The sequence below is a fragment of the Ilumatobacteraceae bacterium genome (assembly GCA_033344875.1).
In the GTDB taxonomy this organism is placed as follows: domain Bacteria; phylum Actinomycetota; class Acidimicrobiia; order Acidimicrobiales; family Ilumatobacteraceae; genus Ilumatobacter.
The window spans coordinates 860,763-873,159 of the sequence record JAWPMO010000001.1 but is presented as its reverse complement, the minus strand read 5'-3'; the positions used below and the strand labels follow the sequence as shown (position 1 = coordinate 873,159).

Sequence of the window (12,397 nt, the reverse complement as noted above, 5' to 3'; positions counted from 1 at the left end):
CGCCCGCCTGCGGCATCGGATCGGTAACCTCGGCGCATGGGAGTCGATGCACTGTGGGTTCGTGACCACATCCGGGCGATCGAGGACTATCCCGAGCCCGGGGTGACGTTCCGCGACATCACGCCGCTGCTCGGCAACGCCGCCGCCTTCGGTCGTGCGGTCGACGACCTTGTGACCCGCTTCCACGATGTCGACGTCGATCGTGTCGTCGGCGTCGAGTCGCGAGGGTTCATCCTCGCCGCACCCGTCGCGTATCGGCTCCGAGCCGGATTCGTCCCGGTGCGCAAGCCGGGCAAACTGCCGTGGGCGGTCGCCCGCGAGGAGTACGACCTCGAGTACGGGCGCGACAAGCTCGAAGTCCACCGAGACGCCATCCGCCCCGACGAGAAGATCCTGGTGGTCGACGACGTGCTCGCCACCGGCGGCACCGCAGCGGCGACCGGTCGGCTGGTCGAGACCCTCGGTGGCGACATCGTCGGGTTCGGGTTCCTGTTGGAGATCGAAGGACTCGGAGGCCGTGCCCGGTTCGACGGCCGGCGAGTCGAGAGCCTGACGGCCTTCTAGGAGCGCGATGGCAACGGTCGATCGTGTCCTCCCGTGGCGGCGACATCACGAGACCGCGGCGTCGACGGAGCTGACGCCGCTCCTCGCCAGCTACCGTCGCCACCACCCCAAGGCCCGCGTCGAGACGATCAATCGGGCGTACCACATGGCCGCCGAGGCCCACCGCTCGCAGACCCGCTCGAGTGGCGAGAGCTACATCAACCATCCGCTGGCCGTCGCCAAGATCGTCGCCGACATCGGGCTCGACGAGACCTCGATCGTCGCGGCGCTGCTGCATGACGCCGTCGAGGACACCGAGATCGAACTCGGCGACGTCGAACAGCACTTCGGCTCCGACGTCGCATGGATCGTCGACGGTGTCACGAAGCTCGAACGGATCCGATTCGACTCGCGCGAGGCGCAGCAGGCCGCGACGATGCGCAAGATGCTCGTGGCGATGGCGAAGGATCTCCGTGTCCTGGTCATCAAGCTCGCCGACCGACTCCACAACATGCGCACCCTCGGTGGCATCCCGCTCGAGAAGCAGCAGCGGATCGCACAGGAGACGCTCGACATCTATGCGCCGCTGGCGCACCGCCTGGGCATCCAGGAGATCAAGCAGGAGCTCGAAGACCTGTCGTTCGCGGCGCTCCACCCCAAGCGGTACGCCGAACTCGACCATCTCGTGGCCACCCGGACCCCAGAACGCGACGTCTACCTCGCGCAGGCGGTGTCCGAGCTGCGCCTCCGGCTGAAAGAACTCGGCATCGAGGCGGAGATCACCGGACGTGGCAAGCACCTCTGGAGCGTCTACGAGAAGATGGTGGTCAAGGGGCGCGAGTTCGACGAGATCTTCGACATCGTCGCGGTTCGGGTGATCGTCGACTCGATCAAGGACTGCTACGCCGCGCTCGGCAGCATCCACGGTCGCTGGCGTCCGGTGGTCGGTCGCTTCAAGGACTACATCGCGATGCCGAAGTTCAACCTCTACCAGAGCCTGCACACGACGGTGATCGGGCCGGAGGGTCGGCCGATCGAGGTCCAGATCCGGACCCGCGAGATGCACCAGCGCGCCGAACTCGGCGTGGCTGCGCACTGGGCGTACAAGGGCGACGGCAACGCCAACGACATCGACTGGTTGAACCGCATCATCGACTGGCAGGCCGAGGTCAGCGATCCCGCCCAGTTCATGCAGAACCTGAAGACCGACCTCGAACACGACGAGGTCTTCGTGTTCACGCCCAAGGGCAAGGTCATCACGCTGCCGGTGGGTTCGACCCCTGTCGACTTCGCCTATGCCGTGCACACCGAGGTCGGACATCGCTGCATCGGGGCCAAGGTCAACGGGCGACTGGTGTCGCTCGACGACACTCTGAACAGCGGCGACACCTGCGAGATCTTCACCTCGAAGGTCGACACGGCCGGCCCGTCGCAGGACTGGCTCGGATTCGTCGCCTCGCATCGAGCCCAGAACAAGATCCGCCAGTGGTTCAGCCGTGAGCGACGCGACGACATGATCGCGCAGGGTCGCGACGACCTCGCCGACGAGTTCCGTCGCGAGGGGCTCCCGGTGCAGAAGATCTGGAACTCCGAGCAGTTCGCCGAGGTGATCGTCGAACACAGCTACACCGACGTCGACACCTTCCTCGCGGCGATCGGTGAGCACCACGTGTCGGCGCGCAGCGTCGCCCAGCGGGTCCAGCGGCTGTTCCGCAGCGGCGATCTGCCCGATCAGCTCCCGACCACGGTGTTCGAACCACGCCGTCACCACGACGACGGCACGGGGACCACCGGGGTGCACGTCGAAGGCCTCGACGACCTGATGGTGCGGCTCGCCAACTGCTGCACGCCCGTGCCCGGCGACGAGATCATCGGCTACGTCACCCGCGGTCGCGGCGTGAGCGTCCACCGTCACGACTGCACGAACGCCATGACCCTCGCCAACGACGAGGCCGCCCGGATGATCGAGGTCGAGTGGGACGGCGATCGCCGCGACGAGATGTACACCGCCGGTGTCGAGGTCGTCGCGCTCGATCGGTCGCGGCTGCTGCGCGACGTCGCCAACGCCGTCGGCGAGCAGGGCGTCAACATCATCCGCTGCGACACGATCGTCGGCAACGATCGGGTCGCCAAGATGCGATTCGAGTTCGAGATGTCCAGCGCGGCCCAGCTCGGGTCGGTGCTCAACACGATCAAACGCATCGATGCGGTGTACGACGTGCATCGCGTCGTTCCCGGCAGCCGCTGACGCCCTTCGACCGGTCAAAGACACCACGCCGTACCGCAGTCGTAGCGATAGCCTCGTCAGCCGTGCCCACGTTCCAGACGAGTCCCGGGATGCGCGACGTTCTCGCGCCCGAGTCCGCTCGTTGGCGTCGTGTGACCGCCGTGTTCGCCGATGTCGTCGAGTCGGCGGGGTACCAGCAGATCATTCCGCCGATCATGGAAGACCTCGGCGTGTTCACCCGGATCGGCGAGGCGACCGACGTCGTCACCAAGGAGATGTACGACTTCGTCGACAAGGGCGACCGCCACGTGGCCCTGCGTCCCGAGCAGACCGCCAGCGTCTGCCGGGCGTTCGTCGAGCACCGTCCCGTGACCCCGTGGAAAGCCTGGTATTCCGGCCCGAACTTCCGCTACGAGAAGCCGCAACGGGGCCGGTACCGCCAGTTCGACCAGGTCGGTATCGAGGTGCTCGGTGTCGACGACCCGCACCTCGACGTCGAGGTGATCGCGCTCGGCTGGGAGTTCTACCGACGGCTCGGGTTGCAGCAGGTGCAGCTCGTCGTCAACTCGCTCGGTGAGCCCGACGACCGTGCTCGTTACATCGAGGCGCTCCGCGCCTACTTCGAAGCCGCCGACGGGTTGTCCGACCAGAGCCGCACCACGCTGGCCAAGAACCCGCTCCGTGTCCTCGACTCGAAGCGCCCGCAGGACGCGGCGATCATCGCCGACGCGCCGACGATCGCCGAGTTCTGGTCGGATGGCGCTCGCACCCACTTCGAGGCGGTGCAAGCCGGACTCGACGTCCTCGGCATCCCGTACACGGTCGACATGAAGCTCGTGCGCGGCCTCGACTACTACCGCCACACCACGTTCGAGTTCGTGGGCGGCACGCTCGAATCAGCGCAGAACGCGCTGGGCGGGGGCGGCCGCTACGACGGTCTGGTCGAAGCGCTCGGCGGTCCGGCCACCGCCGGCATCGGCTTCGCGCTCGGCGTCGAGCGGGCGTTGATCGCCTGCGACGACGAGGGCGTGTTCCCGGCTCCCGATCCGGCGGTCGCCGCGTTCGTGATCGACACGACCGGTGGCGAACACGCGCTCGCGATCACGACCGAGCTGCGCTCGGCGGGCATCCCGGCCGACCGTGCCTACGAGCAGCGCAGCATGAAGGCGCAGATGAAGGCCGCAGACCGAAGCGGTGCCGCCTACGCGGTCATCGTCGGCACCGACGAACTCGAGGCCGGCACCGTGGTCGTCCGTCCGCTCCGGTCCCAGGCCGATCAGGTCGCGGTCGCACGCGACGAACTCGTCACCGATCTCCAGCAACGCATCCAGGAAGCAATCCAATGACATCGACCAGCATGCGCACCCACCAGTGCGGCGAACTCCGCTCCGAGCACATCGGCCAGACCGTTGCCCTCACGGGCTGGGTCGGGCGTCGGCGTGAACACGGCGACAAACTCGCCTTCGTCGACCTCCGCGATCACACCGGCATCACCCAGTGCGTGATCAACGACGACGTCGACGTGCGCTCCGAGTACGTCATCCAGGTCAAGGGCGTCGTGCGGGCGCGGCCCGATGGCACGATCAACCCCAACCTGCCGACCGGTGAGATCGAGGTCGGTGAGTGCGAGGTCACCATCCTCCGCAAGGCGACCCCGCCACCGTTCCCGGTCGACGCCCGTGCCGACGAGGTCGACGAGAACATCCGGTTGCAGCACCGCTACATCGATCTGCGACGCGAGCGCATGCAGAGGAATCTGCGCGTCCGGTCGGCGGTCAACGCCGCCGTCCGCAACGCGATGGTCGGGCAGGACTTCGTCGAGGTCGAGACACCGATGCTCGTGCCGTCGACGCCCGAGGGTGCGCGTGAGTTCCTGGTGCCGGCCCGCAAGGAGCCGGGGTCGTTCTACGCCCTGCCGCAGTCACCGCAGCTGTTCAAGCAGTTGCTGATGGTGGGCGGCGTCGACCGCTACTACCAGATCGCTCGTTGCCTGCGCGACGAGGACCTCCGCGCCGACCGTCAGTACGAGTTCATGCAGCTCGACATGGAGATGAGCTTCGTCGATCAGGACGACGTCCTCGACGCCGTCAGCGTGGCGGTGCTCGACGCCGCCGAGGCGGTCACGGGGGAGCGGCCCGACCCGATCGAGCGGATCACCTGGCGTGAGGCGATGGAGCGCTTCGGCATCGACAAACCCGACCTCCGGTTCGGCATGGAACTCACCGAGCTGACCGACATCTTCGCCGCCACCGAGTTCAAGGCGTTCGCGTCGGCCGAGTCGATCAAGGGCATCAAGGTCGACGGCGCGGCCGGCGACTACGGGCGCAACCAGCTCGACAAGCTGACCGACCGGGCCAAGTCGCTCGGGGCCAAGGGTCTCGTCTGGCTCAAGGTCACCGACGAGGGATTCGACTCGCCGGTCGCGAAGTTCCTGTCCGACGACGAAGTCGTCGCGATCGAGGCGACGATGGCTGCCGAGACCGGCGACCTGATCCTGATCGTCGCCGACGAGTGGATGACGACCTGCGAGGTGCTCGGCACCCTGCGCAACGATCTGGGACGGCCCCCGGTGCACCAGGGGCCGTACAAGTACGTGTGGGTCGTCGAGTTCCCGCTGTTCGTCGGTCGCGACAAGGAGACGGGCCGGCCCAAGTCGGGCCATCACCCGTTCACGATGCCGCACCCCGACGACATCGACAAGTTCGACACCGATCCGATGTCGGTGCGCTCGATCGCCTACGACCTGGTGCTGAACGGGTGGGAACTCGGCTCTGGCAGCATCCGAATCCACGAGCCCGAACTGCAGCGCAAGGTCTTCACCGCGCTCGGCATCTCGGCGGAGGAAGCCGACAAGAAGTTCGGCTTCTTCCTCAACCCGTTCGAGTACGGCGCACCCCCGCACGGCGGGTTCGCATTCGGTCTCGACCGCCTCGTCGCGATCCTCGCCGGCGAGGAGAACATCCGCGAGGTCATCGCCTTCCCGAAGACGCAGAGCGGTGCCGATCCGATGACCAACAGTCCGATCCCCGGTGACCCCAAGGCGATGGCCGAACTCGGTCTGCGCCTGATCCCGCGCGTCGACTGACCAGCGGCGTGGCGCCCGGTTCGCAACTCACGGTTCGCCGGGCGGTCGCCGACGACTGGCCTGCGATCTGGGCGATCTTCCGCGCCGTCGTCGCCGGTGGCGACACGTATGCGTACCCGGCCGACATCGACGAGGACGCCGCGCGTACCGTGTGGCTCCACCTCGACGAGGGACGGACGGTCACGTTCGTCGCCGAGGCGGACGGCGCCGTGGTCGGCACGGCTCTGCTCAAGCCGAATCTGCCCGGACTCGGCGACCACGTGGCGAACGCCGGCTGGATGGTCGATCCGGAGCGAGCCGGACAGGGCATCGGCCGGGTGTTCGCGCTCGGCGTGATCCAGGAGGCTCGCGAACTCGGGTTCCGGGCGATGCAGTTCAACGCCGTCGTGGCCACCAACGAGCGTGCACTGGCGTTGTGGCGATCACTCGGCTTCGCGGTCGTCGGCACGATCCCGGCAGCGTTTCGCCACTCGGCCGAGGGTGAGACCGACCTCTGCATCATGTACCGCAGTCTCTGAGCCCGCTCCACCAGAGTGAGGTGACCTCGTCGACGCCAACCCCATGGTCGATTGCCGCTCGCCCGCTGCCGGAACCCCTCGCCCGATCGGGTGATACCTTCGAACCGATCGGGGCACGGGCACGCGCGAGAGGGAGCGATGGTCAGACCAATCATCATGACGGTGGACGACGACCTCGCGGTGTCACAGGCGATCACACGCGACCTTCGGAGTCGCTACGCCGACCGCTACCGGATCGTCCGGACCTCGTCGGGCAGCGAGGCGCTCGCGTCCCTCGATGAGCTGGCTCGGCGCGATGTGCCGGTCGCGATGATCGTGGCCGACCACCGGATGCCCGAGATGACCGGTATCGACATGCTCGAACGATCCCTCGCTGTCGCCGGTGACGCCAAGCTGATCTTGCTCACTGCTTACGCGGACACCGACGTCGCGATCAAGGCGATCAACGAGATCGGCATCGACCATTACTTGATGAAGCCGTGGTCGCCGCCGGAAGACCGCCTCTACCCGGTCGTCGACGACCTGCTCGACGACTGGGAGCGCGGCAACCACCGGCGGTTCGACGGGGTCCGGGTGGTCGGCAACCGTTGGTCGTCGCGGAGCTACGACACCCGGATGTTCCTGGCAAGGAACCACCTTCACTACCAATGGCTCGAAATCGGGCGCGACGCCGAGGCCGATCGTCTCCTCGATCTGTTCGGCACCGGTGGCGATGCTCTCCCGCTGGTCGTGCTTCCTGATGGCACCGTGCAGCACGGCGCCGAGCTGACGGTGCTCGCCGACGCCCTCGGGTTGGGAACCCACACCACTTCCGACTTGTATGACGTCGTGGTCGTCGGGGCGGGCCCGGCGGGCCTGGCAGCGGCGGTCTACGCGGCGTCGGAAGGTCTCCGTACCGCCGTGATCGAGCGCGACGCTCCTGGTGGTCAGGCGGCCCAAAGCGCCCGCATCGAGAACTACCTGGGCTTCCCGAAAGGACTGAGTGGTGCCGACCTGTCGCATCGGGCGATCACCCAGGCGCGCCGGTTGGGAGCCGAGATGGTCCTGACGCGTAGCGTCGAATCGCTGGAGCGACGCGGAACTGTCCACGCCGTGCGGTTCGACGACGGGCGTGAGGTCGAGGCTCGCGCGGTCGTGCTCGCGACGGGCGTTTCCTACCGGAAGCTTCCAGCCGACGGGTTGGACGTGCTCACCGGTCGCGGGGTGTACTACGGCGCCGCCGCAGCAGATGCCAGGGCCACGATGGGCCAGGACGTGTACATCGTCGGCGCCGCGAATTCGGCGGGACAGGCGGCGCTGCATCTCGCTGAATACGCGCGCCGGGTCGTCCTCGTCGTGCGCGGTGAGTCGATCTCGACCGGTATGTCGCGTTACCTGGTGGAGCGTGTCGAAGCCGCCAGCAACATCGACGTCCGCCTGCAGTCGGAGATCCTCAGCGGTGGCGGGTTGGATCACCTCGAGTGGTTGCAGCTCGTCGATCGCCGCACCGGCCAGGAGGAGAAGGTGGAGACGAACTGGTTGTATGCCTTCATCGGCGCGCTGCCTCGGACCGACTGGCTCGGTGACTTCGTTGCCCGCGATGAACGCGGCTTCATCCTCACGGGTCCCGATGTTGGTGTGCTCGGCGGTGACGAGCACACCTGGCCGCTCGAGCGAGCGCCGTTCCTGCTCGAGACCAGCAGCCCAGGCATCTTCGCCGCGGGCGATGTGCGTCGGTCGTCGATGAAGCGTGTGGCGTCTGCCGTCGGCGAAGGATCGAGTTCGATCAGCAACGTCCACCTGTACCTGGAGACCGTGTGACGTCCGCCGAGATCCTCCGCAACGCGTTCCTGACGAGCGATCTGACCGAGGAGCAGCGCACGGAACTGATCTCTGCCGGTACGGAGCGTGGATTCGTTGCCGACGACCAGTTGTTCGACGAGGGGCGCACCGCCGACCAGATCTGGATCCTGGTGGAGGGAACGATCGAATTGAGCCGCTTCCTCGGCGGACGGCCGGTCGTCGTCGCGGAGATGTCGACGCCGGGCCAATGGGCCGGCGGGCTCACGGCGTGGGGTGAGGTCGACGGGCATTCCGCGTACCGAGCGAGTGCTCGCGCAACCGCAGCGGGTCGATGTCTGGTGGTGCCCTCCGATCAGCTCAGTGAGCTCGTCGGTCGCTGGGCGCCGTTCGCGAAACACATGATCACCGGCGTCTACCAAACGATCCGTGGCATCGATGCGTTGGCGCGCGAACGGGAGTCACTCGTCGCGCTCGGCACCCTCGCTGCCGGACTGGCACACGAGATCAACAATCCTGCCGCTGCGTCACTCCGCTCGGTCGAGGCGCTGAGCGGCACGGGAGAGCACATGTTGTCGTCGCTCGTGGCGTTGGCCGAGCACGGCATCATCGCCGGACAGTTTCTCGAACTCGATCGACTGCGGCTGGCGCTCGGGCGAACGGAGACGGCAACGTCTGCGGCGACAGCGCTCGCCGTCGCCGATCGTGAGGAAACGCTCGGGTCGTGGATGGACGTACGATCGATTCCGCTGGCCTGGCGGATGGCGCCGGTCCTCGCATCGGCGGGCGCCGACGAGGAGTGGCTGGAACAGGTCGAATCGACGGTCGGAACGCCTGCACTCGACGCTGCTCTGCGCTGGATCTCGAGCACGTTCGGCGCTGCAGCGCTCATGGACGAGTTGCGCGACGCCATCTCGCGGATTTCCCACCTGGTCGAGGATGTGAAGACCTACTCACAGCTCGACCGCGCCGAGGTCCAGATGATCGACATCACCTCGGGCATCGAGAGCACGTTGGTCATGCTGGGCCCGAAACTCCACGGTGTCACCATCGAGCGCAGCTACGACCCGGACCTCCCCACCGTGGAGGTGTTCGCTGCGGAACTCAACCAGGTCTGGACCAATCTGATCGAAAATGCTGCCGACGCGATGGGCTCGGGCGGCACCCTCCGCATCTCGACCGCTCGTGAGGGCGACGTCGTCGTCGTACGAATGGACGACGATGGTTGTGGAATGCCGACCGACGTCCTCGCCAGAGTGTTCGAGCCGTTCTTCACGACGAAAGACGTTGGCAAGGGAACCGGACTCGGTCTCGACATCTCGCGGCGGATCATCGTCGATCGGCACGGCGGTGAAATCGACGTCGACTCGGTGCCGGGCAGGACTTCCGTCAGCGTGAGGCTCCCGCTGCGCCGGTGAGCAGGTACACGGCGAACGTCGGCACCCAGTGCGAGATCATGTAGTGGTCGTGATCGGCCATCGGCAACCCGGCGCTCGCGTGTGCAGCGGCACCGGCCCGGAGTTCGACACCGAGGCGATGATCGACGGGGAGCGCTCCGGCGATCGACGACATCATCCAACTCCGGCTCAGGTTGAGGCCGGCCCAGTGGGCGAGTTGCCCATCGGACGGGTCGACCACGGCGACCGGCCGCAGTCCCGCGAAACCACCCGGCGCGAAGCGCTCGAGCCATCGCACGAACCGGTCGGTCGAGAGCACCCGCCGCATCAGGTCGGCTTCGCTCAGCGACGGTGACAGGAAGTCGGCGGCCGACGGCTCGAACCGCACGTCGATGTCGGTGTCGTCGCCGAACCACCGGCGAGCGGTCTCGGCGATCAGCGATCGAACGGTGGGCTCCTCGACGCTGTCCCAGACGAGCCCGAGGGAGAACGCCGACTGGTTGTGCATCCCGCCCCGGACCGGGCGCAGCATGCCGGTGCAGTACCGCTCGAAACGGTCGATCGCGTGCGCCTCGAGCGGTGCGAGCGCATCGAGCCAAGCGAGTCCCTGCGGGTCGCCCCAGTCGCGCAGCTCACGACACAGGCGGAGCAACCAGGCCATGCCGTACGGCATCTCGAAGCCCGGCCGCTCGTGGATCCATTCCATCTCGGTTCGGATGTTGCCGACCGTCAGCGTGCGACCCAGCGTGGAACGCACGGCGGTGTCGAACCCGACGTCGGGCGACGGTATGGCGTGGAGCGCCCGCACGACCTGCCAGTGTGAATGGACGGCCGAGTGCCAGTCGTAGCAGCCGTGGAACGCCGGGTACAGCGAGCGTGGCGTGACCGGTGTGACCGGCGGGCCGTCGAGCGTCAGACGGATGCTGTTGGGATACTCACGCTCGATGAGGTCGAGGGTCCGCGTCGCGAGTTGACGGATCAGCGGCAGGTCGTCGGGCGCCACGGGGCTAGTTGACCCGACCGGTCTCGTATGCCCACATCGCGATCTCGACACGGTTCCTGGCGGAGAGCTTGTTCATGAGGCTCGCCAGGTGGGTCTTGACCGTGCTGAGGCTGATGTACAACTCCTCGGCGATCTCCGCGTTGGTGCGGCCGCGTGCGACGGTGAGCAGCACTTCCTCCTCGCGCTCGGTGAGCGGCTCGAGCGGTTGCGCGGGGGTCGATGCGGCTCCCGACGCGAAGGCGGCCAGCAAGCGGGCGGTGACGCTGGGGGCGATCAGTGCATCGCCGTTCGCCGCGGCATGGATCGCCTGCACCAGGAGTTCCGGGCCGGCGTCCTTGAGCAGGAAGCCCCGAGCGCCGGCCTTGAGCGCGTCGTGCACGTACTCGTCGAGATCGAACGTCGTGATGACGACGACCGGCATCGGGTCGGCGACGTCGGGGCCGGCGAGGATGCGGGTGGCTTCGATCCCGTTGAGCTCGGGCATCCGGATGTCGAACAGGCACACGTCGGGTCGCAGGCGCCTGGCCTGCTCGACGGCGTCGCGTCCGTTGGCGACCTGTCCGGCGACCTCGATCCCCGGTTGCGCATCGAGGATCATGCCGAGGCCGGTGCGGACGAGGTCTTGATCGTCGGCGATCAGGACCCGGATCGTCATGAAGCGACCTCGAGCCGCGGGAGATCGGCCCGGACCCGCCACCCGCGTGGGGTGACGGGACCGGCGACGAACTGCCCGCCGAGGAGATGTGTGCGCTCGGCCATGCCGAGCAGACCGTATCCCTGTCCGCCCGGTTGGTCAGAACCCTCGCCGTCATCGGTCACGGTCACCCGCACGAGGTCACCGACCGGTTCGACACGGACATCGACGCGCTGTGCTCGGCGTGCGTGCCGCACAGCGTTGGTGATCGACTCCTGGGCGATGCGGTACACCGCGCTGTCGACGGTCGGTGTGAGGTGGCCGAGCTCGTCGGCGATCTCGACATCGATGCGGAGTGCGCCGGCGGCACCGGCGGCGAGTCGAGGGAGATCGACGACGCCCTGCTGGGGTGCGAGGTCGCCGTCGGTACCCGACCGCAGCGACCCGACCATCGTCCGCATCTCGTTCAGGGTCGTGGTCGCCGCCTGTTCGATGACCGCCAGGATCTCGACCGCTCGCTGTGGGTCGTTCGCTGCCATGGCCTGTCCGGCCTGGGCCTGGACCGCGATCGCCGACACGTGGTGGGCGACCGTGTCGTGCAGTTCTCGGGCGAGCTGCTCACGCTCGCGCGACTTGGCGTCCTCGATCATGCGCGCCCGGACATTGTTGCGGTAGCGGACGAGCAGGCCGGCCTCGACGGGGATGCCGAGCACGATGAAGCCGCCGATCCAGTCGCCGATGCCGCCCGGGTCGCTCAGGTTGCCGAAGATCCCGGCGCCGATCATGACGAGTGCCCCGAGCGCGGCGTCGCGGCCCGACCCCCACCTGAACAGGGCGTACGGGACGATCAGGATGACTGCGACCAGGTTCAGTCCACCGAAGGCCCCGACCCAGAGCGCCGCGACGACCCCGAACGCGATCGTCGGGGTGAATCCCCAGAGCGTCGCCAGCAGCGGCCTCGTCCGACGAACGAGGATCGCAGGGGGGACGGCGACGAAGAACATCACGAGCGAGGCCAATCGCCAGCCGACGGGGAAGTCGGTCCAGCCGTCGTCCGTCCGGAGGAATGCCTCGAGGACGGCCCCGACCGAGATCGCGGTCACGAGCACCCAGTCCCGTCGGTTCCTCCGTGGCGGGTCCGCGACGGCCGGTTCGGCCAGGAAGCTGCGGACACTCGCGGGAATCACGATGGACATCGTACGGAGCCGGGC

Annotated in this window: 10 protein-coding genes; 7 read left to right on the top strand and 3 right to left on the bottom strand. The window is 67.5% G+C overall.

The annotated features are described in order from the left end of the window. Positions 1–36: 36 nt before the first annotated feature. The 7 genes from R8G01_04140 (at position 37) to R8G01_04110 (ending at position 9,570) form a co-directional block, all read left to right on the top strand. Positions 37–564: an adenine phosphoribosyltransferase gene (locus R8G01_04140; GenBank protein MDW3213163.1), complete on the top strand. Its 528-nt coding sequence runs from the start codon at positions 37–39 to the stop codon at positions 562–564. A gap of 7 nt (positions 565–571) precedes the next feature. Continuing rightward, a complete protein-coding gene (locus R8G01_04135) occupies positions 572–2,791 on the top strand; it encodes a bifunctional (p)ppGpp synthetase/guanosine-3',5'-bis(diphosphate) 3'-pyrophosphohydrolase (protein MDW3213162.1) in 2,220 nt (739 codons plus the stop codon). 62 nt (positions 2,792–2,853) lie between these two features. Next, entirely contained in the window at positions 2,854–4,116 is a 1,263-nt protein-coding gene (gene hisS, locus R8G01_04130) for a histidine--tRNA ligase (protein ID MDW3213161.1), read from the top strand. Further along, the gene (gene aspS, locus R8G01_04125; GenBank protein ID MDW3213160.1) at positions 4,113–5,855 is read left to right on the top strand and encodes an aspartate--tRNA ligase; all 1,743 of its coding nucleotides are present in this window, start codon (positions 4,113–4,115) and stop codon (positions 5,853–5,855) included. The genes hisS and aspS overlap by 4 nt, the downstream gene beginning before the upstream one ends. A gap of 8 nt (positions 5,856–5,863) precedes the next feature. Then, entirely contained in the window at positions 5,864–6,373 is a 510-nt protein-coding gene (locus tag R8G01_04120) for a GNAT family N-acetyltransferase (GenBank protein MDW3213159.1), read from the top strand. Positions 6,374–6,529: 156 nt separating this feature from the next. Beyond that, entirely contained in the window at positions 6,530–8,173 is a 1,644-nt protein-coding gene (locus R8G01_04115; GenBank protein MDW3213158.1) for an FAD-dependent oxidoreductase, read from the top strand. Beyond that, positions 8,170–9,570: an ATP-binding protein gene (locus R8G01_04110; GenBank protein ID MDW3213157.1), complete on the top strand. Its 1,401-nt coding sequence runs from the start codon at positions 8,170–8,172 to the stop codon at positions 9,568–9,570. Before R8G01_04115 ends, R8G01_04110 begins: the two co-directional genes overlap by 4 nt. On the opposite strand, the gene R8G01_04105 is transcribed toward R8G01_04110, so the two are convergent. From R8G01_04105 to R8G01_04095, 3 genes are read right to left on the bottom strand one after another with little or no spacing between them, the layout of a single operon-like run. Continuing rightward, the gene (locus R8G01_04105) at positions 9,542–10,552 is read right to left on the bottom strand and encodes a DUF2891 family protein (protein MDW3213156.1); all 1,011 of its coding nucleotides are present in this window, start codon (positions 10,550–10,552) and stop codon (positions 9,542–9,544) included. The two genes, R8G01_04110 and R8G01_04105, sit on opposite strands and share 29 nt — an antisense overlap. A gap of 4 nt (positions 10,553–10,556) precedes the next feature. Then, on the bottom strand, positions 10,557–11,207 hold the full coding sequence (locus R8G01_04100; protein ID MDW3213155.1) for a response regulator transcription factor: 651 nt from the start codon (positions 11,205–11,207) through the stop codon (positions 10,557–10,559). Beyond that, entirely contained in the window at positions 11,204–12,373 is a 1,170-nt protein-coding gene (locus R8G01_04095; protein ID MDW3213154.1) for a histidine kinase, read from the bottom strand. Before R8G01_04095 ends, R8G01_04100 begins: the two co-directional genes overlap by 4 nt. Positions 12,374–12,397: the final 24 nt, after the last annotated feature.